Genomic DNA, 26,240 nt, shown 5'->3' with positions numbered 1-26,240 from the left:
CGATCACAAAACATCTAGGTTGAAATGCGCAGGGTATATACGTAGCCTCTCATTTGGGAGTGTCGCTGAACGCTGAAGTTCCGCGATGCGAGGGCTGGGGTTTGTGCTTCCTGTTGCGAGGTCGCGCCTCCGTGTTGCCAGTTTCTCTGGTGTTCTGGCCGCAGGTCTGCCGTTCCTGTATGTGAACGTTTCTTGCTCGTGGGGGAGTTGCGATGAGTGATTACCAAGTAAGCGGGCTGGGTCGGGGTTTGACCGCTCGGATCTGGCAGGATGCGGCTGGTCCACTGTCGGGGGTGCAGCAGCGGCTGTGGTTTATGTCCCAGCTCAATCCAAACTCGGCTGCGTACAACTTGTCCGTCGCGCTGCGTATGCGGGGGCATCTTGACGTTCGGCGGTTGAGCGAAGCGCTTGACGATGTCATTGCACGAAACGAGGCGCTGCGAACAGTCTTCGGTGCGAACGCGGGAATTCCATACCAGGAGATTCGCCCAAGTGTGCCTGTGGACTTGCCGGTAGTCGAGTTGGACCCTGCTGATACGTGTGCGCTGGATCGCGCGTTGCGCGACCTCGCTGCCACGCCAATCGACATAACCCAGCAGGTCGTCCGTCCGACGTTGCTACGAGTCGCGTCAGATCACCACGTTCTCTCGGTCACCTTGCATCACCTGGTGGCGGATGGCTGGTCCTCCCGGCTCTTCATCAGAGGCCTTGAAAAGGCCTATCGGAACGGCCCGATGGGTGAGTCGGCGTCCCCTCTTGGGCTGCGGGACTACGCTATCTGGGAGCAAGAAAGGCTGTCTGAAGCGCAGAATACTGAATCCGCGGACTTTTGGCGCGCGTACATGCACGGTGTGCCACTGGAGTCGCGTATCCCCGGCAGCACGGTGCCGTTGCATGACCGGTCGGACGAGGGGGCACGCGTTCCGTTCACCTTGTCCGAGCAAACGTTCGGCAAAGTGAAAGCGCTTGTAAGCCTGGTTGGAGGTAGTACCTTCAGCTTCCTTGTTGCAGCAACTCAATTGTTAGTTGCGCGACTAGCCGCGCAAGACGATGTAGTGATAGCGACACCGATGGCCAATCGAGGGGAAAGTGAGACACGACAACTTGTAGGCATGCTAGCGAACACGGTACCGCTGCGTGCCGCGTTTGCGGAGACAACAACGTTCCGAGAGCACTTTGCCGACGTCCATCAGGCTGTCGAGAAGGTCAAGCGCCATCAGCATGTGCCTTTCGACCGTATCCTGGAGTTCGCCGGAGTAGAACGTGTCGCCGGACAACAGCCACTGTGCCAGGTGATGCTGAACCTGCTTGGCACGGCGATGCCAACTCCGAAAATGGACGGGATTGAGACTGAACTGCTGGGTCAGATCGACACCGGCGCCGCGCAGTACGACCTTGCACTGCATCTGGAGACGGTGCGCGGCAACGGTCTGCGCGGATGGTTCGAGTACCGTACTTCTCGCTTTGACGAGGACTGGGCTGAGGCGATTGGACGCCGGCTGCAAGTACTCATCGAATCGGTTCTGGCTGAGCCGGACGTACCGGTGTGCCAGCTCGGTATCGTCCCGGCAGTTGAGCGCGCCAGGTTGTTCGAATACGCCGACGTAGTCGGCGAGGAACCCGGCGTGCGACGGCTGCCGGACCTCGTGATCGAGCAGGCACGTCGTAATCCGGGCGCTATCGCACTGCGTGACGACGCTGGGGAGCTCACTTACTCCGAGCTGATTGAGCAGGCGAGCTCGCTGGCTCGTGAACTCAACTTGTACGGTGTTGGCCCAGACATCATCGTCGGTGTCTGCGCGCAACGTTCGACACAACTTGTCGTGGCCCTATTGGGTATTCTCGTCGCTAACGGAGCCTACCTTCCACTGGATGTCGAACATCCTGTTCGTCGGCTCGCTGCGATCGTCGAGGAAGCAAAACCCCGAGTGCTACTAGCTGACGCTGACCAGGCAGCCAAATTGTCTGCGGCGGCACCCGAGGTAAGGGTGCTTCCGCTCAACGGCTCCGGATCTGCCAGAGGCGACATTGTGGCTGGCCCTGACCTCGCCTCCAGCGAAATGGATCTCGCGTACGTCATTTACACGTCCGGCTCAACGGGCCGTCCTAAAGGCGTAGCTGTGCCACACCGGGGCATCGTCAACCGGCTCCTCTGGATGCAGGACCGCTACGGGCTCGGCGACGACGACGTGGTGCTGCAAAAGACGCCGTACACCTTCGATGTCTCTGTTTGGGAGTTCTTCTGGCCGTTGATGTACGGCGCGACGTTGGTGATGGCTAAGCCGGACGGGCACAAGGACCCTGAATATCTGAGTGAGATTATCCGCGCGCAATCTGTCACGACTGTACACTTCGTTCCGTCGATGCTCGCTGCCTTCGTTGACGAGCCGACATTGCCCCAGTGCACTTCATTGCGGCGGGTGATTTGCAGTGGTGAGGCGTTGCCCTCGGCACTGGTTGCGAGTTTTCGCGCAGCACACAATGCCGATGTGCACAATCTGTATGGGCCTACTGAGGCATCCGTCGACGTGACGCACTGGACATGTCGCGAGGACGACGCGGCCCCGGTGACACCTATCGGCAGGCCCATTGCGAACATTAAGGCGTATGTACTCGACAGGGCTGGCGAACTCGCACCCATAGGCACGCCAGGTGAGCTGTACCTGGGTGGAGTCGGCCTGGCGCGCGGCTATCTCGGGCGACCTGACCTGACCGCCGAACGATTCGTACCCGACCCCTTCGCGAGCACCGCCGATGGCCGCTTGTATCGCACTGGCGACCTCGCCCGCTGGCACCCTGACGGGTACCTTGAGTTCCTCGGCAGGTTGGATCATCAGGTCAAGCTTCGTGGCTTGCGCATAGAGCTTGGCGAAATTGAGGCGTCGCTGCTGGAACACGCCGCTGTGACCGAGGCCGCGGTCGTGCTTCGCGCCGACGTCGGCCCGAGCCCCAAACTCGCCGGCTACTTCGTTGCCGCCCAGGAGCTCGATATCGATCAGTTGCGTGGCGATTTGACTGAGCGGCTGCCCGAGTACATGGTTCCATCGTATCTGATTCGACTGCCTGAAATGCCTCTGAGTAGCAATGGAAAGCTGGATCGTAAGGCGCTGCCCTTGCCTGAGCTACGCCGGCAAAGGCGCCGATCGACCACTGTTCTGAGTGAAGGCGCACTGGTGCTGCGCGAGGTGTGGGCCGAGGTCCTGCAAGCGGACCCGACCTTGTTCGGTTCCGACGATAACTTCTTCGAGCATGGTGGGGACTCGTTGCAGTCCATCAGGGTTCGTGCTCTGTTACGCGAGCGTGGCTACGACATTGATGTGCAGGACATGTTCAAGGCGCAGCAGCTATCGACGATGGCGACGAAAATTCGGTCGCTGACCGGTGTGGTGTTGCCCAAGCCGGTCGAGTTGGCTCGACCGGCCTTGCTGCCTGACGATGTAGCCGACGCCTATCCGCTTTCCGCGCTGCAGGCTGGCATGATCTTCCACTCAGAGTACGCCGCAGACGTCGCCGTGTACCAGGTGACGTTCAGCTTGCAACTGCGGGTCGTATTCGAGCGTGAGCTATTTCAGGAGAGTGTCGACGCGTTGATACGGCGACACGACATCTTGCGCACCCGCTTTGAGGTAGGCGGTGTCGATGGTGCGTTCCAAATCGTCCAGCGGGCAGCTTCACTGCGGGTACCGGTGCAGGATCTGCGTGCCCTGCATGAAGATGAGCAGCGGGTTCGGGCGCAGGCGGTGTTCGACTCTGAACAAGTGAAGCCATTTGACCTCACTGCTCCTCCGCTATTGCGCATCCTTGTGCTTCGCCGCTCCGACGACGTCATTGATCTCGTTGTGTCTTTCCACGACTCGATTTTTGACGGTTGGAGTGCGGCGACTTTTTTGACCGAGCTTTTCGACACCTACTTGGCTCGGTTGTCGGGCAAACTTTTAGTAACCGGTGATCCTCGCGCTCGCTACCGCGACTTCATCGCCGAAGAGCAGGCAGCTCTCGGTAGCTCCGATGCCGAACTCTTTTGGATTGAGCATCTCAAGGACGCTGTGTTCCTGCGGTTGCCTCGTCGTGAGCGAGACCACGAACGTATATCCCGCAGCATTGACTTGCCCGTTCAGGTGCCGCGAGCGTTGTTTGACGCGTCGAAGGCCTTCGCTAACAGAATTGGCGTCACGTCTAAGACGATCATCCTTACAGCGTACATAGCGACGCTAGCAAAGCATGGCAGTACTAGTGATGTACTTACTGGTTTGGTAAGTGGCGGTAGGCCCGAGCTGATGGACGCAGAGCGAGTGCTCGGCCAATTCCTCAACACCGTGCCATTCCGTGCTCGAGTTGAAGGATCATGGACCGACCTTGCCCACGCTGTCTTCGACAGCGAGACCGAGATCTTCGAACATCGGCGCTATCCCGTTGTGGCGCTGCAGCGACACCACCACGGCAAACCGCTGTTCGAGACTGCGTTCAACTATATCCACTTCCACGTCTATCAGCGCATCACTGGTCGATCCGACCTCGCCTACCTCGACGGCCAGTTCACCGATCCGTTCCACTTTCCTCTCACCGTCAATGCCCGCGTGCACCCGCTCACAGGGGAACTCGCGATCGTCGCGAACTACAACACTGAGGAACTAGACGAGGATCAGGCACTCGGTTTCGCACGTGACATGGTCGACGCGCTGAGGACGATGGTAGAAGTCCCGCATGCGCTGCTTGCGGCGTGGACCGGAGTTGCGGCCGGCGAAATCGGCACGGCGGAGACGATCGAGGCGGGCACGCGCGTCGCCGTGCGTGCTGACCGCTCGGCCGTTGGTGTGACAAGTTCTATGGAACGGGACCTGCTTCAGGTGTGGGAGTCGGTGCTCGATGTTGATGGCATCGCCGTGCACGACGATTTCTTCGACCTGGGTGGCGACTCGATCCTGAGTATCCAGGTATGTGCTCGGGCTCGCATGCTCGGGCACGCCATCCGTCCAAAGGACCTTTTCGACAATCCGACGGTGCGTGCGCTCGCTGAACATGTCGAACGTAGTGGCGCTGCCACCCACTCTGCACATGCCACTGTGCTACCGGTGCGGCTCACGCCTGAGCAGATGTTCGTATTGTCTGGGAACGAAGAACCGGACTGGGACAACGTCTCGCTAGTGCTGACATTGAGTACTCCGCTCGATGAGTCAGCGCTGAGCAAAGCCGTGGCCGCGGTGTTGGATCGCCACGAGTCACTGCGAACCTCAATCGACGCTCATGCTGATGGCACGTGGTGGCAAACCGTGCGTGCTATCGAACTTGGCGATGTTTTGGCACGCGGCGCCGGTCAGGACTTCGACTCTTGGCTAGCTCGGCAACACCGATCGCTCGACCTCACCGCAGGTCGTGTCATCCGTATCGGCCAGCACGTCGGTGAACACCCGCGTCTGGTACTTGTGGCGCACCACGCGATTGCTGACGCGGCGTCACTGCAAGTGCTGCTCGCCGACCTGATCGAGGCCTACACGAGCGCGCTCGCGTTCGGCCATTCGCAACTCGAACCAGGGACGCCATTGTCGGCCCTCGTTAGCGCCGACGAGGCGCACGAGGCCGATTGGACAACGGTGCTCGCGCATGGCGCTCGTACGCTGATCCCGGACATGCCGGGCGGGGAGAATACGTATGCGGAGCAACGGACAGTCGAGCATGCGATCGACGTCGAGACCACAGCTAGGCTAATCGAACAAGCCCGCAGCTCGCGCCTCAACCTCCTACACCTGCTTCTTGGCTCCGTTGGGGACGTGTTGCGCCGCAGGGCAGGGCGTGACGCCGTGGTCGTGGACGTGATGACTGGTGGGCGAACCGATGTAGCGTTCGCCGATACAGTCGGCTGCCTCGCCGCACCGGTTGCCGTGGTACTGAAGGCCGTTGACCCGCTCGACGGTTTTCGAGCAGTCAAGAGTGCGCTGGGTAGAACACGGGGGGATGTGCGTGCATATCTGCACAAGCGGCTCGACCCCGCTGTGGAGGTACCGGACGTGCTGGTGAACTACCTTGGGCGGTTCGACAACGTGCTGCCGGATCCGCTTGTGGCGGTGGAGCTGCGGCACGGCGATGAGCGTGCCCCAGGGCGGCTGAGGAAACACGAGCTGGAGATCATCGCGCTAGTGGTCGACGGCAGTCTTCGGCTACGTATCGATTACAGCGAGCGGTCATTTCGCGAGGAGACGGTCTACGCGCTCATGGACGAGCTCGCTGCACACCTGCCGAAGTGGTGTGCGGAACTGGGGGAACCAGTGGCCGCCCAAGCGGCTGATTTCCCGCTAGCCAAGCTCAAACAGTACGAACTGGACACTCTGCTGCGCCAACTGAGGACCGACGAGCCGGATTCGAGTGATGATCTGTGAGTCAGTATCGCGTAGTACGTAACAACTTCGGCCAGCACTCGCTTCTGTCTGCCTGGCAGCGAACGCCCGAAGGATGGACCGAAATCGGGTTCGAAGGTCCACGCACCGATTGTCTCGAGGAGATTAATCGAGTGTGGACTGACCTGCGACCGTGCCAGGAGATGGCGAATTGAGCGCCGATGTTGAGGACATCTACCCCTTGCTGCCGGGACAACTCGGTATGCTTGTCCGCACCTTGCGGAGTCCCCGTGCGGGCGTATACGTCGAGCAGCGCACTTCCGCGATCGAAGGCGATCTGGACGTCGCCCTCGTGCGCGAAGCATGGCAGTTGCTGATCGATCACCACGCAGCGCTGCGTACAAGCGTGCATTGGAGTGGCCTGGAACGCCCAGTGCAGGTCGTCCGGCGCACCGTGCGGCCGATTGTGCGCCTCCTAGACGAGGGGCACAACCGGGCCGAGGTAATGCGTCGTGACGCGGAAGAGGGCTTCGCACTTGATCGGGCGCCGCTGTTCCGGCTCACTATCCTGCCGGAGGGACCTAGCCGCTGGTTCCTGGTGTGGACCACACACCACGTGATCTTGGACGGCTGGTCAGCGACTATCCTGCTGCAGGAGTTTTTCACCACCTACAGTGCTCTGGCACGTGGCGTGACTCCGTCGTTGGCACCGCGTCCCCATCAGCGTGCGGTCGTGGAACATCTGCTGAACATGGACTCGTCTGCGGCGCGTGTGTTCTGGACTGACCATCTCGCGGGTTTCGGCGCTGCCGCGGCTATCAGGCTCCAGGGAGCTCATGACGAGCACAGCTACGAGCGGTCCACACGCATACTATCAGGCCGCACAACCGATATGGTCCGCAAGTTCGCAGGGCGGCACAAGGTCACCGCAGCGGCTGTCTACTTCGCTGCATGGCAGCTGCAACTTGCCGGATACAGCCAAGTCGGAGACCTGGTGACCGGTGTTGTGACTTCGGGACGCGGGTCTGCGTTCCCTGGTGCTGACCAGGCGGTCGGCTTGCTGCTCAACACACTTCCGGTCCGCACGAGGATAGAACCAGATAGGGAACTCGCGCAGTTCGTCCAGCATTGCCACGACACGATGTCTGCATGCGCGGAGCACGACCGGGCAGCGCTGATCGATGTGCACGACTGGTGCGGCCGTCCGGCCGACCAACCGTTCTTCGAATCGCTGTTCGTCATGCAGAACTTTCCGTTCGATCGGGCGATGCTCGAGCAACACGATCAATGGCGCATTTTCGATCTCGACTTTGTCGAGATCACCGACGTTCCGCTGTGCATGATGATCCTGCCGGGTGGTCGCATCGGCGATGACGGCTTGACCTACCTCTCCTACGACGCCGCACATGTGCCGCCGCAGGTCGCCGGCGATGTCCTTGTCGACTACGAACAGTTGCTCGGATGGATCCTTGCTGAACCGGTCGGCGCGACGTTGCGTGATGTGCCCGGCATCACGGCACAGCCGCTGTCGAGCACATCGACGCCAGTCGCGGCGGCGGGGGCAGTTTCTAATACGGTAGTCGCGGCACGAGATCAGTTCGACTCGGATATCGAACGACGGCTCGCCACGGTGTGGAGCGAGTTGCTCGGCGTACCAGTCACCTCGCCGGACGCAGACTTTTTCGCACTCGGTGGACAGTCGTTGTTAGCCATGCGGGTTATATCGAAGGTGCGTGAAGACCTGGGCGTCCCGTTGCCCATCGAGGACGTCTTCCAAGCGTCGCGCCTGGCCGACTGCGCGAAGCGGATCGCGGAGCTCGCAGACACAGAGCCGTTGTCTGTCGCGAGGGCTGAGGCGACTCCTGTGCACACAGAGCCGGATGGTTCCTCGGAGGTGTATCGGGTTTCTCCTGCTCAACAGCGCTTGTGGTTTCTCGATGAGTTGTTCCCGGCCAGCAAGGCCTATTCCGCATCGGTCGCCGTCGAGATCAGCGGGCCGCTTGATGACGTGATCCTGCGTGACGCGATCGCGGCCCTGACCCGCAGACACGACGCTTTACGCACTACCTTCACCACCATCGATGGTATCCCGCACGCAGTAGTGCGTGCTGACCTGACAGTGCCATGGGAAACGCGCGACATTCATGGCCTGACGGCGCTTCCAAAGGCACTGACCGAAGAGGCTCGAAGGCCGTTCGATCTGCGTGGCGGCCCTCTGTTACGGGTTGTATGTTATCCGCTTGAGCCGAGACTCACCGTAGTGCAGTTGTGTATGCACCACCTGGTATCTGACGAGTGGTCACTAAAGGTAATGCTCGACGAGCTGGTCGAGCATTATGACGCGCTCGCCCGCGGACGCGAGGCCACGTTGCCGGAACTCGATTGTCGTTACGTGGACTACGCGCAGTATCAATGGGACCGGGCGGCTGCTTTACCCGAGGACGTCGGCGCTTTCTGGAGTCACGCATTGCGGGATGTCCCGGTTGACCTTGCACTGCCAGGTAGGCGCCCCCGTCCTGCAGTGCCGTCATTTGAAGGTGGCAATGTGGCCTTCGAACTTGGTAGCCGACACCTGGAGCGGTTGCGCCAACTCGCCGACGGGCAGGGCACCACGCTCTTCTCGGTTCTCTCTTCAGCTGTGGCGATCGTGCTTGCGGACCAGACGGGAATTCGCCGCTTCGCGCTTGGTACACCGGTCGCTGATCGCCCCGAACCCGCATTCGAATCGCTGATCGGTCTAATGGTCGATACCGTGCCGTTTCCCGTAGACGTGAAGCCGGAGCACCGGGTTGAGGACTTGCTCGACGAGATCAGCTCGTCTGTAGTCGGCGCGCTTGCTCACGCACACGCCGGGTTCGACAGAATTGTCAGTACGTCACCAGGCAGCCGATCGCCCGGTGCCAACCCCCTGTTCCAGGTCCTGGTCTCGCTGCATGAGATGCTCCCGCCCGCGCACGAGATGCACGACCTCTCCCTGCGCTGGCTCGACGTAGATACTGCAGCTGCGCAGTTCGACCTCGGCGTTCGGGTGCGAGTGGAGAACGGCACCTTGCGGGGAGTTGTCGAGTTCGCCCGCGATCTCTATGACGAACGCATCGCGGAAAATTTTGCTGCGAACCTAGTGTCCGTAGTGGAGAGTCTGCCCGACCGTCTCAATAATCGCGTGGATGAGCTCCTCGCGTCTACGCAAATGACAGGCGAAGATCCGGTGGACGTGGTGGCGCGCGTGTGGGGCGACGTCCTCGGTGCCGACGATGTCGATGCCGATGACGACTTCTTTTCGCTGGGTGGCGATTCCATCAGCTTGCTCAAGGTTAAGAATCGGCTCACCGCGGCGGGGTATCCTATTTCTCTTCAAGTATTGTACAGCGCGCCGAAACTCGCGGACCTTGCCGCCGCAATGGCCATTGTTCCCGGCCCGGCCGAGAACAACACACGGTGTGCTCTGCAAGGCCAGTTGTCGTATCCGACCGGTACCCAGCGGTACATGCTGGAACAGGCGGCTGCTAATGCCGACGGCGGCGTCTTCTTGGTATCTTCGAGCTACGGGGCTCAACTGTCCTATAATGCAGAGGCTCTACAAAGAGCGCTCGCAGAGGTCGTCGCTCGCCATCCGGCGCTACGTACGTCGTTTCACCGCGACGAACTAGGCGGATGGACACAGCGAGTGCACGAGACGGCGCCACCCAAGTTCAATGCGGTAGATCTCTCGGCGTTGCCTAAGACACAAGCGATGCAGCACTATGAGACCTGGTGGCTGGCGGAGCGGGTCACCGGTTTCGAAATAGGTGAGCCAGGATCCGTGCGATGGAGTCTGACCCTGTTGCCTGACGGCGAGATCAGGCTCGGTATAGTGATTCACCATGCAATCATAGATGGGATGTCGCTTGCCTCACTTGTGGCGCAGATTTTCAACCGGTATCGCGAACTGCTAGGCGGCGCCATTGCGGCCGACCCCGTAGAGGACCCCACTTTTCCTGAGTTCGTCCGCCGCGTAGCTCCAGAAAATACTATCGGTGAATCGCTACGGTTCTGGCGCGCTGAATTGCAAGGCGCGACGTCGCAACGACTCTGGGTCGGCAGAGCAGGCCAGCCAGGAACACTCGAGTACTCGTTGCCTGACGATCTCGTTGTGCGTCTTCGGGACAGGGCAAAGCAGCTGAATGTCTCGCTGCGCCTGCTGTTGTTGGCCGCGCACGTCAGCGTTGTTGCTGCAGCACCACTCGCTGCGCGGCGGCTTACTGGCGCCAAGCGCGTGACGACGGGCCTGCTCCTGCACAGTCGTACCGAGGAGGTACTGGACGATGCTGTGGGCAACTTCCTCAACGTAGTGCCGCTCGTCCTGAGCGGCACACAGCGCAGTTGGAGGGAACTCGTGCGCGCGGCGCAAGTCGGCGAGGCGGCGATGTTCCCGCACCTGCAATGCCAATTTCCCGATGTGCAGCAGGCTTTGGGACTCAGTGACCCATTCGCGGCTCTGTTCAACTATGTCCATTTCCACCGTGCTTCGACCGACAAGGAACGTGCCAACGTGCGTTTCCACGCCGGCCTCGACTTGTTTCCGTATCCGTTGGTAGCGCACTTCCGTGACGACCCGATTGATCGTGGCATCGTGTTGGCGCTTCAGTTGGGGGCGAACGACGTGGTCCATATCGACGACATCGCGGCGCAGTACACCGCCACGTTGTGCCGTCTTGCTGATGATCCGGAGGGTACCCCATGGTAGCCAGAACAAGCTTCGGCGCAAACGTGGCAAGTGCGACTACCGTTCATGATCTCGTGGCTTTACAGGCCGCTGAGGCACCGCGTCGTACTGCGTTGGTGTGGGATGCTGGATCGCTGACCTACGGTGCGCTCGTGGCGAGAGCGGAGTCTTTGGCGGGTTCACTTGCGCGTCAGGGTGTTAGCAGGGGAGATCAGGTCGGCCTGTGCGGGAAGATGAGCCCGGAGCTGATCATCGGCCTGCTGGCGATCATGCAGGCGGGTGCAGCATATGTGCCGTTGAGTCCAGATGATCCGGCCGCACATCGTGCCCACGTGATCGCCGACAGCGGCTGCAAGGCGATTTTCGCGAGCAGGATCGATGCTGAATTGCTTAGTGATTCGGGTGCCGAAGTGCTGCCACTGGAAGATCGTTTCGAAGCGCACGGTGACGCGGTCGCACCCCGAGTGCATGGCGATGACCTCGCGTATGTCATGTACACCTCGGGATCGACCGGGCAGCCGAAGGGGGTGAGGATTGAACATCGTTCGATCCTCAACCTGATCCGTGGGAGCTTCGCGCCCGCGGGTGCTGGCCACACCTACTGCGCGATCGCACCGCCCACGTTCGACGCAGCGACATTCGAGATCTGGGGTTGCCTTGGAAACGGCGGCACTCTCGTGGTGCCACCACCCGGCCTGCTCGACCCGTACCGAATCACCGACCTAGTTGCGCGTCATCGGATCAGTGTGCTGCACCTGACCAAGGGGCTGTTCAACGTCGTCGTGGACGCCGCCGTCGATGGGCTCGCAGGGGTGAGCAGGCTGATGACCGGTGGAGATGTCCTGTCTCCATCACATGTCCGCACGGTGTTGCGCCGTCTGCCCGGCACCGTGGTCTCCAACTGCTATGGCCCGACCGAAGCGACTACTTTCACCACTGTCCACCAGGAAATCACTGTGGCGGACACCGAGGGGCCGATTCCGATCGGGCGTGCGATTTCAGGTGTATACGTCCATGTGCTAGACGGCAACTTGCAGCCTGTTCCAGACGGGGCAGAGGGGGAGCTGTTCATCGGTGGCGCCGGTCTCGCTCGCGGGTATACCGACCATGAGCTCACCATCGAGCGTTTTCTTCCGGATCCGCTGGCGCCCGACACCGGTGCCCGGGTCTACCGCACGGGAGACAACGTGCGCAGGCGTCAGGATGGGGCACTCGATTTCCTCGGTCGCTACGACAGTCAAGTAAAGATCCGTGGGTTCCGGGTTGAACTGGACGCAGTGGAGGCGGCGCTGCTCAATGCCCCCGGTGTGCAGCAGGCTTGCTGCATAACGCATACCGACCCGACTGGCGAAAAGTGGCTGACCGGCTACCTGGTATTCGCCTCGGCGACGGGTTCGGTGAGCGCCGTGCGTGACCACATTCGCCGTGTGCTGCCGCCGTACATGAATCCGACATGGTTTGTCGAACTGCCAGGTTTGCCCCTCAAAAGCAACGGGAAGATCAATCGCAAGTTGCTGCCGCCGCCGAACCCCGCAGTGCGCTGACGATCACGAGAGGCAAGTATCACGATGAATACGTCGGCTGAATTCTCACTCTGGCGGCTTACTCCCTTGGTCGTAGGTGCGTTCGCGATCGGGGTTGACGCATCTGTGCTGTCCGGCATCCTGCTGACGGTCAGTACGGACCTTGACACAGATCCGAGCACTGTCGGACAGGCGCTTGCGATCTTCCCTCTGGCATTCGCAATCGGCGCGCCGATCATCGCGAGTCAAGTGGCTGGACAGTCGCAACGACGGATCGGTATGGCTGGTCTGTTGCTCTTCGCCGCTGGCAATCTGGTCGCGATGTCCGGCGGAGTACTACTTCTTGCCGTTGGCAGGCTGATCGCTGCTATCGGCGCGTGCGCTTACCTGCCGAATGCCACTGCCACCGCAGGTGCTTCGGTGCCGGCTGCTCGTAGCGGCCGCGCGGTTTCGCTGGTCCTGGCTGGGGTCACCGCGGCGACAGTGATCGGTGTCCCGCTCGGCGTGTTCGTATCCTCATTCGTAGGATGGCGTTTGGTACTCGTCGCCATCGCGGCGATCAGCGTAATCGCCGCGCTTCTGCAGGGCCGTAGTGAGCTGGCGGATCCGAATATGCAGGCGATATCGATTCGGGAAAGGTTGCGACTGCTTGCTGATCGCAGGTTGATTTCCGCTCTCGCGCTGACTCTTGTTGTTGTGGCAGGCGAGTATGTGGTGTATTCCTACCTTGCGCTCGTGGTACGAGACAACGTAGGGGCGGGCCCTGTGATGCTGACGCTCGTGCTTACGGTCTTCGGGGCTGGAACGCTGGTCGGAACTATTCTGGGTGGTGTTCTATCCGACCGGTTCCATTGGCGGCCGCTATTGCGTATCACTGTCACAATTGTCGGGGCGGTGTTGCTTTCCTTGTCATTTGTGTCGGGGCTTGCGGCAACGTTGGCAGTACTGTTCGTGTGGGGCGCGGTTGGCTGGACCATTGTCCCGACTCAACTCAAGCGACTGATCTCGACTTATCCGTCAGTCAGGATGCTAGTGGTGTCGCTAAATTCGTCCTCGGTTTTTCTCGGGGTTTCCCTCGGCGGGCTTGTTGGTGGTTGGGTGATCGCCAGCTACACGACCACTGCTCTGTGTGTTTTCGGTGCGGTCTGCGTGTGGTGCTCACTATTCTTTTTGTTCACGCCAGGACGACCGGTCGTGGGTGAGTCGTATGACGAAGGCCGCTCAGCGGTCGCATAGTGGAATAATGGGGAGGACGAGGGTAGTGAGTGATAGTGGAATTTTCGGTGATTTAAGCGTTTCGTATACTGAGTTCTACGTGGATGATGCAATGGGAGTCAGCGGGGATTTGATGGTGCGCTGGGGTTTCGTTCCCTTCGCGACATCGGGGTCCGCCGACGGCGATCACTACTCGGTTGCGTTGCGGCAGAGCGATGTCGTATTGGTTGTCACCGAGGGGCGGACCGACGATCATCCCGCAAGTGCGTACGTACGTTCGCACGGCAGTGGTGTAGCGAACATCGCGCTGCGTGTGCCAGACGCGCAAGCTGCGCATGGCGAAGCGATGCGACGGGGCGCGATATCGGTAGACAGAGTACCCTCGTCTATTCGTGCGTTCGGTGATGTCACGCATACATTCGTGTCATCGTCTGATCAGAGTGACCCGGCTTTGCCAGTCTCTTTTGTGCGATTTGACAGCGGCGGTGATGAAAGGTGGATTGGACTGCGGCAGGTAGATCACTTCGCGGTCTGCCTGCCTTCAGGTGAACTTGACTCGACCATCGAGTTCTATCAGGATGTACTCGGCTTCAAGATGCTCTTCGCCGAGCATGTCGTGGTGGGCTCGCAGGCTATGAATTCCAAAGTCGTCCAAAGTGCCTTAGGTGCAGCGACTTTCACTTTCCTCGAGCCAGACGTTAGCGCCCAACCAGGACAGATCGACAATTTCCTGAACAATCACGGTGGCGCCGGTGTTCAACACGTCGCCTTCAGTGCAGAAAACATCGTGCGTGCGGTCGGCGCGCTGAATACCCGAGGCGTCGAGTTCCTGCGCACGCCTGCGAGCTACTACGATCTGCTTGGCCAGCGGCTGGAAATCGCGCGCCATTCAGTCGACGACCTGCGTGAACTGAACCTCCTCGTCGACGAGGACCACGACGGTCAGCTGTTCCAAATTTTCGCTGCGTCAACGCATCCTCGCAGGACTTTCTTTTTCGAAGTGATCGAACGGCTCGGTGCACGCACCTTCGGTAGCGGCAACATCAAAGCACTTTACGAAGCTGTCGAACTTGAACGTCTCTCCGCACGAGTATCAGAGTGATTGCAAAACGGCCGTTGTGCGTCGCTGAGTTTGAGGACGTGGCGTCGTCATTGTTGCCAGTAGACGTGTGGGACTATGTCCAAGGCGGAAGCGAGCACGAATTGACACTCGCTGCCAACCGGGCCGACCTTGACGCAGTCTCGCTCGTTCCGCGCATATTGTCCGACGTGTCGGAGGTCGCCACTGATGGGAGTTTGCTTGGCGGGGCGGCGTCAGCCCCGTGGGCGGTGGCACCCATGGCCTATCAGATGCTGGCGCATCCAGCCGGAGAGTTGGCAACTGCGGCTGCGGCAAAGGCGGTGGGTGTCCCCATGATCGCGAGTACGTTGAGCAGTTGCACTATCGAGGAGATCGCCGCGGTCGGAGGGGACATTTGGTTTCAGCTCTACTGGCTACGGGACCGCGCGCAAATGGCTGAGATGTTGGTGCGCGCTGAGAAGTCTGGGTGCCAGGCGCTCGTACTGACTGTCGACGTACCGCGGATGGGGCGACGACTGAGGGACATGCGCAATGCATTCGCCCTGCCTGACTCGATCGGCGCGACAAATCTGTGTCCGGGATCGGCGGATCGCGCGCGCGTGACTCAAGATGGGCATTCAGCGGTGGCTACACACACTGCCTCGGCGTTCGATCCATCTTTATCTTGGTCCGACTTAGACTGGCTGCGTGATCGGACCCGGCTGCCGCTTGTGATCAAGGGTGTTCTGGCCGCTGAAGATGCTGTTCGTGCTGTCGAGATCGGGGTGGACGCGGTCGTTGTGTCGAACCATGGTGGTCGCCAGCTTGATGGCGCCGTGTCGAGTATCGTCGCGTTGCCCACGGTTTCCGAGGCGGTCGCCGGCAGATGTCAAGTGCTGTTCGACAGCGGCGTGCGTGGTGGTACGGACGTACTCCGAGCCCTTGCATTGGGGGCTGACGGTGTGCTCATCGGTCGTCCTGTGCTCTGGGGACTGGCGGTGGATGGGGAGCAAGGCGTGACGAGAGTGCTGCGGTTGCTGCGCGAAGAGCTGACTGATGCGATGGCGCTGGCGGGAGCCGCAGATCTCGTGTCTGCGAAGCGACTACGCGTGACCTTGGCATCTGGGGCGCATGGTGGGGGGAATAGATGGCAGATCTGATGGCGGACGAACTGCACGGAAGCCTGGCCGATCCCGCCTTGACGTCGATGAACTTTCTCAACGAGATCGCGCACCGGTTTCCGGATGCGATCTCGTTCGCTGCGGGCAGGCCATACGAGGAGCACTTCGATACGGATGTGCTGCCAAGGTACCTGCGGTTGTTTAGTGATCACCTGCGCTCTGATCGTGGGTACACGCAGGAACAGGTGCGGCGAACGCTGCTCCAATATGGACGCACCAAAGGCATCGTTCACGACCTGGTGGCGGCGAACCTTCTCGCGGATGAAGGGATCGAGGTAGACCCCGAGTCCATCGTCGTGACCGTCGGCTGTCAGGAGGCGATGTTCTTGGTCTTGCGCGCGTTGCGCGCGAGCGAGAAGGATGTGCTGCTCGCGATATCCCCCGTCTATGTCGGACTCACGGGGGCGGCCAAACTGGTCGACTTGCCGGTGCGTCCTGTGCGGAGCGGTCCTGATGGTATCGACCTGGACGATCTTGTCACGCAGATCCACCGGGCGCGCGAAGTGGGGTTGCGACCACGCGCCTGTTACGTGATGCCGGACTTCGCGAATCCATCCGGAGCAACTCTGGACCACCTGCGACGTCGACGTTTGCTCGCCATCGCCGAGGAAGAAAACATACTGCTGCTGGAGGATAATCCGTACGGAATTTTCAATGGTGATGCTGAACGTCTGCCGACGCTCAAAGCACTTGATACCCGACGCAAAGTGGTGTATTTAGGGTCGTTCGCCAAGACTGGACTGCCCGGGGCGCGGGTGGGGTACGTGGTTGCGGATCAGCGTGTATCGAGTCAGGATGGTGCTACCGATCGACTGTTCGCTGATGAGCTAGCCAAGATCAAAAGTATGGTCACAGTGAATACCTCGCCAGTGGCGCAGGCGGTCATTGCGGGCAAACTTATCGAGAACCAGTTCAGCTTGATCGAGGCCAATGCTCGAGAACGAGAAGCCTATCGTCGCAATCTTCGACTCATTGACACGGGGCTGCGTACGCGACTCCAGTTGCAGATGCATCAGGGGATATCGTGGAACAAGCCGGGAGGTGGCTTTTTCGTTGTAGTCACGCTTCCCTTCGCGGCGGACGATGCTCTGCTGGAGCGTTCGGCTCGCGATTTCGGCGTACTTTGGACCCCCATGCATCATTTCTACGCCAGTTCCGGGGGTGAGAATCAACTGCGGTTGTCGATTAGCGCGCTAACCGCTGACCTGGTCGAGACTGGTCTGGACCGGTTGGCGGCGCTGCTAGCCGATGCGGTAGGTGGTGATCAAGATCCTGCTCACGCGAAACGATATGATGAAAAGCGAAACGCATAATGTTCAAGCGGCGTCGACCCCAGATGGCGGACTCGGGTTTGTGGAGTCGATGGCTTTGAGCTTCTCCCGGTTGTTCGGAAACCTCAACGGCCACGAGGAACGAACCTGGTGCGCATCGCCGTGATGCGCAGTCCTGCTGCGGGGTGGCCGCGCCACCCCGTCGAACGCGGCGAAATAGGTAGAGGGTCGTTGGCCTGTTCCCCGTCGCGGTGACGGGCTGCACCGATGCGCGCCACGCTCGGCAAAGTTCAGTATTGCCTTGTCACGATAGTTGTCGACTGGATGCAACTGTTGCAGGCAAACATGTAGTTGTGGCGAATGCATGCTCGACGGTTGTGTCGTCGGCAGGGTGATCGGATAAGCGAGCACTGATGTGGCCGTCGGGCCGGACTAGTAGAGCCCCGTGCGGCCCGAGTCCGTAGTGGTCGGCGTATGCCTGGGGCAGCGCTTCGACGCGTAATGGCCACGATCTGGTGGGCAACTGTTGCCATTGGCCGGGATCTGCGGCGAGCAGGGCAAACCATCCGCCACAGATGTCGAGTGATGAGCGGCCATCGGTGAGCCACTGGTGAGGCAGGCGGTGCCCCGGCTTTGCGGTGGGAAGGTAGTCGGAGCCAGGTGACGTCGTCGGTGCGTCTTCGTTGGTGAGGATCGAGGAGGACCGGTAGCAGGTGCCGAGCACGAGACCGAGTTGGGCAAAATAGCGATCAGACCAGGGAAGCTCGATCTTCTCTGGCGGCGTCTCCCCTGATTGCCGCCGGGTTTGCACCCCGATCGCGAGTTGGGTGTTGGCGACGGTTTGGCGCAGGGTTTGCTGAGCCACGGGTTGTCGTTCCAGCTCGTAGGTCTCCAGCAGCGACGGCCCGGCCCAGCCGCGGAGGACACCCGCGAGTTTCCAGCAGAGGTTGTGTACGTCGGCGATGCCGGTGTTCATTCCCATGCCACCGAGGATGGGGATGGCGTGGGCGGCGTCGCCGGCCAGCAGTATCCGGTTGTGCTGGAAGCGTTCGGCGATTGACGCGTTCATGACCCAGTGCTGAACCCTGGTCACGTCGACGTGGGTGTCGGTACCAATCGCACGTGAGACGAGTGCGGCCCAGTCCGCGGTTTCGGTGTCTTCAGGGGTAGGGGAAACCCAGGCCCAGCCGCCTTCGGGGTAGAGCGGGAGGAACGTTCCGTGCGAGGTGAAGTAGACCCCGGCGTGCGCGCCGGCGCCATGCTCGAGATCGGCGTCGAACACAACCGTGGTGATCTTTGCCAGCGCTCCCGGGCCGGTCATGCCGATCCCCAGCAGGCTGCGGACCGTGGAGTTCGCGCCGTCCGCGGCAAGCACGTAGCGGGCCCGGACCCGAGTTTCGTCACCGTGGACGACGACTGAGGCGACGACGCCGTCGTCTTCCTCGACAAGGTCGATGAGTTCGGCGCCGAACCGCGTCTCGGAGTCCGCCGCGGCGAGCAAGATCGGCTCCAGCCGGTCCTGTGAGGTGACTACTCCGACTTCGGGGCTCTCGGGCACCGGGGCGTTGATTCCGACCATCGCCGCCGCGGCGAAATCGTCGTCGCACAGCGTGTCGCGAAAGCGGATGTGGCCATATGACGGCGCGAAGGCACGAGCCGAAATCTCGGTGGCGATACCCAGCTCGCGGTAAATCTCCATGGACCGCACGTTGACCAGCCGTGAGCGGGGAAAAGGTGACAGCTTGGCGTGCCTCTCGACCAGCAGCGTTTGCACGCCCCAACGTTCCAACAGCGCCCTGGCCGTCAATCCGACCGGGCCGCCGCCGACGATCAACACTTCGACGTCGGTGCTTGTCACAGGCATATCCAGGCCCCTCCTGCTCATCCGAAGCCAACCATTCTGCACCTGGATCCTGATCGCAATAACTGTGGGTGCGGCTTATTGGGTAGTTCTGAATCGCGGCAAACCAGCGGTTGTCGTTCGATCGTCAAGCGTGTTACCACTCGAACGCGCCGAGTAGATGTACTCAAGAGTGGATGAGTAGTTCTTCGTCTTCTCTGAGTGGCGCTAAGCGCAATGGCATTCACCCACAAGTGGAAACTTGATCTTGTTTCCTTGTGCTGAGCGTGACTGGCGGGTAGGCCATTGGGAACACAGTTTTCGTTCCTCGGGGGAGGACGGCGTCGCCGGGGCGACGGTGGTGTGAGGAGGAGCTCGCCATGGCGTTGCACGAGGAGTTCACTGCGGAGGTCCGGCGCTTGCTGCGTGCGCGCGGCATGTCGATACCGATACTGGCGAAACGCACCGCGTACAGCGCCAGCTACGTCACCAAGATCCTTCGCGGAGAACGTGCCCTCACGCCGGTAGTGGTCCATGAACTCGATTGCGCGCTGGATGCCGAGGGGGTTCTCGAGCGAATCGCGGCCGAGCTTGAGGCTGCGGCCCAGGTACGGCCAGCGCAGCTACCGCCTGCGAACGAGTTCGTCGGCCGCGACCGCTACTTGCAGCAGATCACTGCCGCCGCGACGACCTCGGCCACTGGCGGCGCCACAGGCGTCGTGGTCCTCGAAGGAGCACCAGGAGTCGGCAAGACGTCCACCGCCGTGCATTGGGCAGCTACGGCGGCCGGCAGGTACCCGGGTGGTTGCCTGTTCGCCGAGTTGCTGACCTCGGTGGGGCCTGCCGACCCGGGAGACGTCCTGGACGGGTTCCTGCGCGCGCTCGGCGCGTCCCCGGACAGCACCGGTGCGGACATCGCCGTGCGAACGGCGTTGTACCGAACCCTGCTCGAAGATCGTCCTGCTCTTGTCGTCCTCGACAACGCCACGTCGTCTGAGCAGGTTGAGCTGCTCCTGCCTCCCGCAGGCTCGCTGATGCTGGTCACCAGCCGTTCGCACCGGTCTGGCCTGTTGAGACGGCATGGTGCAACCGCACTGCCCCTGGAACCGTTCACGAGCGACGAGGCGCTTGCTTTGCTCGCGGCCGTGGCTGGGGCAGCGCGCGTGGCAGCCGACGCAACCGCTGCTCGCGAGATCGTCGACTCGTGTGGTCGTCTGCCTTTGGCGGTTCGGATTGCTGGCGACTACCTGCTGATCCACCCACATGCGACACCGCGAGACCTGGCCCAGCAGCTCAGCCACGCCGAACGCAGCCTGGATGTGCTCGCTGCCCCCGATGACACCGTCAGCGTGCGCGCCGTCATCGACATGTCCTACCGCGAACTCGATGCCGACTCTGCCCGAGTGTTTCGGGCGGCTGGGACTTTCCCCGGGATTCAGATCAGCGCACCGGCTGCAGCCGCCCTATCTGGGATGGACCTCGATACCACGGCAGCGTCTTTGGGGGTGCTGGTCAAGGCTCATCTCATTGAGCCAGTCGGCCCAGGTGTGTTCCGCTTGCACACATTGCTCCGGCTCTACGCGGCCGAACGCGCGCAGCAGGAAGAGACGGTTCCTGATCTGCGCGCGGCGCAGGATCGGCTCTTGCGCTGGTATTGCCTGAGTGCCAGCAACGCCAACCACGTCATGCTCGAACACTGGATCGACGCCGAACTCCCCGCCGACGACATCACGCCCGCAGTCTTCACGCTCGACGAGGAAGACGACGCAGTCCGCTGGTGCGCGGCCGAAACGAGCAACGCGCTCGCCGTCACCCGTGCCGCATACGCCGACGGGACACCGCTGGCATGGATGCTGCCCGCGCTGTTCCTGCCGTACTTCTTCCTAACCAAGTCCTGGAACGCCTGGCTCAGTACCGCGACCACCGGCCTCGCCGCTGCTGAAGACCTCGGCGACGACTTCGCGGTCGCGCGGTCCCGGATCAGTCTGGGATGCGTGCTGTCCGAACTCGGACGCACTGACGAAGCCTTGAGCCACCTGCACGAAGCCGCCAGGACGCAAGCGGAGATCAACGATCCCGGGTTGGCCTGGGCCGCGTTCACGCTCGGCATCACCTACCTACGCGCGGGACGCCACGACGAGGCACTCGACTGGCTCGTTCGAGCCTACGACCTCGTCCGCGTCACCGACTTTCAACACGGCATCGCGTTCGTATCAGCTCACCTCGCCACCGCCTACGACCTTGCTGGCCAGACCGGCAAGGCACTCGACAGCGCACGCGTGGCCGTCGACCTCGCCAAACAGCTCACCCGCCCTCGGCTGGAGAGCCTCGCGCGGCACCGACTCGGGCTCATCCACCTCCACCACGAACAGCACGCTGAGGCGCTAGACCAGCTCGACCAAGCGCTCCGGCTAAGGCGCGAGCACGGCGAACGGTGGCGGGAAGGTGAAACCCTTCTCGCGCAAGGAAAGGCGCTCTCGGCGCTCGGTCTTGCGCGTGAGGCGCTTGACGCTTTTGAAGCGGCATCCAAGATCTTCGACAACGTCCACGATCCGAACTTCATCGATGTCCGAACGCAACTGGCGCACGCCGCGCTCAACGTTGACCGCGGGACTCGCACAGCTTAGTCGACTCGGCAGCACGGGGTGGCCCGGACTTCTCCAGTCCGGGCCACCCCGCGCTGCTCTCTGCAGGCATCCACAAAGGACGCACACGAGTTTGTGTACTTGTTGTGTATCGCGCGTCTGTTCCATTCAAGATCCAGTTCAGGCAGGCTTGAGGAACATCGAAAAACAGCACCGCGGCAGTCGCAGAATCTGAACCAAATTCATGCGCTGAACTGCCGTTGTCCCCTGTGGCGAAACAGTTTTTTCAACTGAAGTGAAGGAGCAATAGTGATGACCAGGCCAGCAGCACGTAGCCGTATCGCGCTTGGCGTGCTCACATCCCTGACAGCACTGCTCGCGCCCACCGTTGCGCATGCCGATACCCTCGCGGACTCTCCAGGCAGAGCTCTCGCGCCGCCGGGCGCCGACTCGGTCTCCGCCGTCTGTGGCTACTACCCGATGGGTATGTACCGCCACTGCGATGCCGGAACCGGCATGTGGGTGATGGTCGACGCCCAGGACATCTGGGGCGGCATCCACGAGGTCTGCGTGCACCCCGGCATCAACGACCTCCAGCCGGGAATCCGCTGGCGCGTCGTCGATGCGTGGTGGAACGGCGGCATCCGATGCTGAGCGACCGCGATCTGACTCCGTAGCGAGATCGGCCTCGAACGTGGTGGGCGCGCCTACCCCACGCGCCCACCACCCATCACAGAACAGGAAGTTGCCTTGTTAGGTGAATACATCTTGGACTGCGGCCATACGCAAACGCTGTCGACAAGCTTGGAAGCCGTCTTCGGCGGACGTCAGCGACCTGCCGGGTACGCCTGGTGCCGCAAATGTGGCGACTGCCGCCAGGTTGCGGAACGGGCTGAGGTCGGAGGTAAGGATCTCATTGGCGTAGCCGCTCGCCGCGGCCTACCCCTCATGATGGCTGCGGGGTTCATGGTCGTGTGCGTCGTTCGATTTGCAGGCACGACGATATGGCTGGCGTTGTGCTGGTTTTGTGCGGTGGGCGCCCTGCTGACGGTCGTCGATCTTGAGGAACGCCGCCTGCCGACCAGAATGGTCGGCGCACTCGCTGGCGGAGGAGTGGCGCTGCTGACCGTCTCTGCCGCCACCGAGAACGACTGGATTCGCTTGGTCTCGGCGATGGCAGCGGCGATCGCGACGTTCTCGGTCGCCATGGTCGTTCAGCTGGCTGCACCTGGTCACACTGGCGGCGGCGACACCAAGTTGTACGCCGCGCTGGCGCTCTACCTCGGTTGGTGGGGCTGGGCAGGGCTGATCATGGGGCTCTTGTGCGCGACCGCGCTGACGGCTCTGGTCGCGCTCGTGGTGCTCGTGCGGAATGGTGGCCAGTTCGGTACAAAGTTTCCGGCTGGTCCGTCGCTGATCCTGGGTGCCGTGATCGGCATGCTGATCGCCTAAGAGAAGGAGATGGTGATGCACAGGACAGCACGATTTGCGTGCAGCCTGGCCGCGGTGGTAGCAGGACTGGTCGGGTGCAGTGGGAGCCCGGCCCAGAAACCGGAGCCCGGCACGGCGAACACCTCCGTCCCGCCGCTTCCCACGTCGTCCGTTGCCACCGACGACCGACTTGCAGTCGAGACCGCTTATCGCGAGTTCTGGAATCGACTCGATCGGGTTCCGACGTTGGACGAGTCCCAGTGGCGGTCAACTCTGACCGAGGTCGCTGCTGATCCACAACTTACGATCACCTTGGATGCGCTCGGCCAGCAGAAGCGCAGCGGTATCACCGGCTACGGGACGGAAACGGCTCGCATCCTGAGTGTCGATGTGTCGGGGCAGAGCGCCACTGTGAAGGACTGCCAGGACGCTTCTCAATCGGGACAAGCGGATGCGAAGACAGGAAAGCCGAAAACCGTTGGTGTGCCAAGAAACCCAATCGCCGCCAGCCTGATTCGAACAGATGGCGGTTGGAAGGTCTCGCAGATCACCTACCCAGGAGGGACATGCTGATGACATCACTCCGTATTGCCGCGAACGCGACTGCAACCGGGCTGATACTTATGTCGACGCTTCTCGCAAACCAGTGCTCGGCCTCTGCCGACGGCCCCGGAGACGGCCAAGTGGTCGTCACACCTGGCGATCAACGCGGCACCTTGTCACCACCGCACATCGATCTCGGAGCCACCAGGCCGGGGCAATCGCCAAATTCAGCGACCGACAAGCCGTCGACCGGGCCCGGGACGGGACGAACACCTGTCGGTGGGGCAGGCCCTGGCCCGCCGCCACTAGTGCTCTCGGACACGCTCGTGGTGGTGATGCCGACGCCTCGCCAGGTGGCGGAGCAGGCCTTCGAGCAGTTGAGGTTGCCATTGCCAGCGCCGAGGCATTCGCCGGACCTTCGCCTGGCTGACGGGCGGGTGGCGACGGTCGTCGGCGAGCACACGTGGTTCTGGACGGACCGTAGCGTGTGGGCGCCGCAGACCAAACGGGTCCAAACAGGCCCGGTGTGGGCGGAGGTCGTCGCAGTGCCTGCGGCGATGACATTCACCTCCGGTTCCGGCGGTTCATCCTCGTGTGGCGGTCCTGGAACTCCGTATGACCGTTCGTACGGGTTGCACGCGGCGAGCCCGGACTGCGATTTCGTCTACACCGCCTCGTCGTTCGGTAAGCCGGGTGATCAGGTGACCGCGTCACTGGGTATCCGATGGCGGGTGTCGTGGACCGGGTCGACGGGCAGCGCGCCGGTGGGCGGGACGTTGCCGGACATGCTCTCGCGGGCGAGCGTGACGTTCGCGGTGGTTGAGGCGCAGTCCGTGCGCTCGCGCTGATTCCGCGCTATTTCACAACAAAAGGGGAATTTCATCGTGGGTACCTCCATGCCTTTTTCCGATGCACGACCGGCGGTTCAGGACGATTTCGGCTCCTCATCCGCCGGTGAGGGGCCGCGGCGGCTGCCACGAGTGCCGCGCCGCCGCCGACCCTGGTTGATCGTCACCGCTGTAGTCCTGGCGGCTGTCGCGGGTTACGGGAACTACGCGTTGCTGTCGGCGCAGGACGAACGGGTGCCGATTTTGGTGCTGGCGCGCACGGTGGCCTGGGGGCACACGATCACTGACGCGGATCTGGCGATCGCGCAGACTGTGCCGGACGCTGCGGCGCACACCGTTCCTGCCACGCGCCGCGCGGCGGTGGTGGGCAAGACCGCCACCGGCACGCTGCACGCCGGCCGCGTCCTGGCGACGGACGATGTCGCGGCACAGGTCATCCCCGGCGCTGGGCAGCGCGTGATCGGCCTGCTGTGTAAACCAGGCCAGCTTCCCGCCCGCGGCCTGACGCCGGGTGATCTCGTCCAGGTGTCGCCCGCCGCTCAGCCCGGATCCGATCGCGCGCCGGGCGGCGCGGCGTTCCAGGCGCGCGTGACCGATGTCGGCGCCTCGGATCCGAACGGCGCGGTCACCGTTGACCTGCTGGTTGGGGCGGATGCGGCTGGCGCTGCGGTGGCCGCCGCGTCCGGTGGGGTTGTCGTGGCGCTGCTGGGCCCGGGAGGTGCGTGATGGCGATGATCGTGCTGCTCGGTGGCAAGGGCGCTCCTGGTGCCACGACGAGCGCGGCCGTCCTGGCGAGCGTGTGGCCCCGGTCGGTGATTCTGGCCGATCTGGACCCGGCTGGTGGAGACGTGGCGGCGGGTTGGCTGGGGCAGTGGCTGGTCGATGGCTGGGTGCGTGCTGATCGCGGTGTGCTCGGCTTCGCGACGGCCACCCGGCACCTGCCTACCGCCACCCTGGACATGCTCGGGGACCATCTGCAGGTCGCGCCTCCCGCGCCGCATGTGCGGCTGCTTGCCGGTTTGCAGAACCCGGCGCAGGCCACCGCGATCGGTGACCCGGGCTGGCGGCACCTGGCGCAAGCCCTCACCGGGCATGACGAGACGGATGTCCTGGTTGATGCCGGCCGGTTCAGTGACCAGGCACCGTGGCCGCTGCTGACCGCGGCCGATCTTGTGCTGCTGATCGTGCGCCCGCACAGCCGGCACCTGCTTGCCGCCCGGTCAGCTCTGGAGGTCCTGCGGGCCCGGCTCGCGCGCGGACGGCTCGGAGTTGGTGTCTGCGCGACGACCGCTGCCGGCAGTCGCGAGGTCGGGCGTGTGCTGGGTGCGCAGGTGGGGTTGGAGTTGCCGGATGATCCGCGGGCTGCGGCGATCTTCAGCGACGGCGCCGACGCGGGCGAAGTACCGGCACGGTCGGCGCTGGTGCGTACGGCACGCCGAGCAGCGCATCGCCTGCACGCCGCCTTCCACCCCGCGGACGCCACGTCGGCGGTGCCCGCGCCGAGAGAGCCGCGTGCACCGGTTCCCGCGCCGGTTGGCGGTGAGATCCGATGACGGTCAACGGCTTCCGCGCCCCGGCAGGAGTGACATGGACACCTCACCAAGGCGCACCTAGTACTCCAGCTGTAGTTCGTGATGTGGCTGGCGTGTCGGTGAAATAGGCGCGGCCACCACGGTGATCATGAGTGTTTGTGAAGACAAATCAAG

Annotated in this window: 16 protein-coding genes; 15 read left to right on the top strand and 1 reads right to left on the bottom strand. The window is 62.2% G+C overall.

Annotated features, from left to right (window positions below; genetic code table 11):
• Positions 1-293 precede the first annotated feature (293 nt).
• From ACFV15_RS31155 to ACFV15_RS31120, 8 genes are read left to right on the top strand one after another with little or no spacing between them, the layout of a single operon-like run.
• On the top strand, positions 294-6,374 hold the full coding sequence (locus tag ACFV15_RS31155; RefSeq protein ID WP_378354737.1) for an amino acid adenylation domain-containing protein: 6,081 nt from the start codon (positions 294-296) through the stop codon (positions 6,372-6,374).
• Complete coding sequence (locus ACFV15_RS31150) at positions 6,371-6,547, top strand: MbtH family NRPS accessory protein (protein ID WP_378354736.1); 177 nt, start codon at positions 6,371-6,373, stop codon at positions 6,545-6,547. Before ACFV15_RS31155 ends, ACFV15_RS31150 begins: the two co-directional genes overlap by 4 nt.
• Positions 6,544-11,058 (top strand): condensation domain-containing protein, encoded by a 4,515-nt coding sequence (locus ACFV15_RS31145; protein ID WP_378354735.1) that lies wholly within the window; start codon positions 6,544-6,546, stop codon positions 11,056-11,058. The genes ACFV15_RS31150 and ACFV15_RS31145 overlap by 4 nt, the downstream gene beginning before the upstream one ends.
• The gene (locus ACFV15_RS31140) at positions 11,052-12,581 is read left to right on the top strand and encodes an amino acid adenylation domain-containing protein (protein ID WP_378354733.1); all 1,530 of its coding nucleotides are present in this window, start codon (positions 11,052-11,054) and stop codon (positions 12,579-12,581) included. The genes ACFV15_RS31145 and ACFV15_RS31140 overlap by 7 nt, the downstream gene beginning before the upstream one ends.
• Before the next feature lie 24 nt (positions 12,582-12,605).
• Positions 12,606-13,796, top strand: coding sequence for an MFS transporter (locus ACFV15_RS31135; protein ID WP_378354732.1), 1,191 nt, complete (start codon positions 12,606-12,608; stop codon positions 13,794-13,796).
• Positions 13,797-13,821: 25 nt separating this feature from the next.
• Complete coding sequence (gene hppD, locus ACFV15_RS31130) at positions 13,822-14,877, top strand: 4-hydroxyphenylpyruvate dioxygenase (protein ID WP_378354731.1); 1,056 nt, start codon at positions 13,822-13,824, stop codon at positions 14,875-14,877.
• Complete coding sequence (locus tag ACFV15_RS31125; RefSeq protein ID WP_378354729.1) at positions 14,874-15,995, top strand: alpha-hydroxy acid oxidase; 1,122 nt, start codon at positions 14,874-14,876, stop codon at positions 15,993-15,995. Before hppD ends, ACFV15_RS31125 begins: the two co-directional genes overlap by 4 nt.
• Complete coding sequence (locus tag ACFV15_RS31120; RefSeq protein ID WP_378354728.1) at positions 15,983-17,329, top strand: PLP-dependent aminotransferase family protein; 1,347 nt, start codon at positions 15,983-15,985, stop codon at positions 17,327-17,329. Before ACFV15_RS31125 ends, ACFV15_RS31120 begins: the two co-directional genes overlap by 13 nt.
• A gap of 262 nt (positions 17,330-17,591) precedes the next feature.
• Here ACFV15_RS31120 and ACFV15_RS31115 read toward each other — a convergent pair whose 3' ends face one another.
• Entirely contained in the window at positions 17,592-19,145 is a 1,554-nt protein-coding gene (locus ACFV15_RS31115) for an FAD-dependent monooxygenase (protein ID WP_378354727.1), read from the bottom strand.
• 362 nt (positions 19,146-19,507) lie between these two features.
• Between ACFV15_RS31115 and ACFV15_RS31110 the strand changes: the two genes are divergently transcribed.
• The 7 genes from ACFV15_RS31110 to ACFV15_RS31080 all read left to right on the top strand — a co-directional run bounded on the left by ACFV15_RS31110 (position 19,508) and on the right by ACFV15_RS31080 (position 26,087).
• Positions 19,508-21,754 (top strand): tetratricopeptide repeat protein, encoded by a 2,247-nt coding sequence (locus ACFV15_RS31110; protein ID WP_378354725.1) that lies wholly within the window; start codon positions 19,508-19,510, stop codon positions 21,752-21,754.
• Positions 21,755-22,063: 309 nt separating this feature from the next.
• Complete coding sequence (locus tag ACFV15_RS31105) at positions 22,064-22,366, top strand: DUF6355 family natural product biosynthesis protein (protein ID WP_378354723.1); 303 nt, start codon at positions 22,064-22,066, stop codon at positions 22,364-22,366.
• Positions 22,367-22,660: 294 nt separating this feature from the next.
• Positions 22,661-23,164, top strand: a complete 504-nt coding sequence (locus ACFV15_RS31100) for a prepilin peptidase (RefSeq protein WP_378354721.1) — start codon at positions 22,661-22,663, stop codon at positions 23,162-23,164.
• Positions 23,165-23,179: 15 nt separating this feature from the next.
• A complete protein-coding gene (locus ACFV15_RS31095; RefSeq protein WP_378354720.1) occupies positions 23,180-23,716 on the top strand; it encodes a hypothetical protein in 537 nt (178 codons plus the stop codon).
• 305 nt (positions 23,717-24,021) lie between these two features.
• Positions 24,022-24,534, top strand: a complete 513-nt coding sequence (locus ACFV15_RS31090; RefSeq protein WP_378354756.1) for a hypothetical protein — start codon at positions 24,022-24,024, stop codon at positions 24,532-24,534.
• A 48-nt stretch (positions 24,535-24,582) separates the two neighbouring features.
• Positions 24,583-25,260, top strand: coding sequence for an SAF domain-containing protein (locus ACFV15_RS31085; RefSeq protein WP_378354719.1), 678 nt, complete (start codon positions 24,583-24,585; stop codon positions 25,258-25,260).
• Positions 25,260-26,087, top strand: a complete 828-nt coding sequence (locus tag ACFV15_RS31080) for a hypothetical protein (RefSeq protein ID WP_378354717.1) — start codon at positions 25,260-25,262, stop codon at positions 26,085-26,087. The genes ACFV15_RS31085 and ACFV15_RS31080 overlap by 1 nt, the downstream gene beginning before the upstream one ends.
• The last annotated feature ends 153 nt before the right edge of the window (positions 26,088-26,240 follow it).

The organism is Amycolatopsis sp. NPDC059657, assembly GCF_042734395.1.
Taxonomy (GTDB): Bacteria; Actinomycetota; Actinomycetes; order Mycobacteriales; family Pseudonocardiaceae; genus Amycolatopsis.
This window is presented reverse-complemented; position numbering and strand designations above follow the sequence as displayed.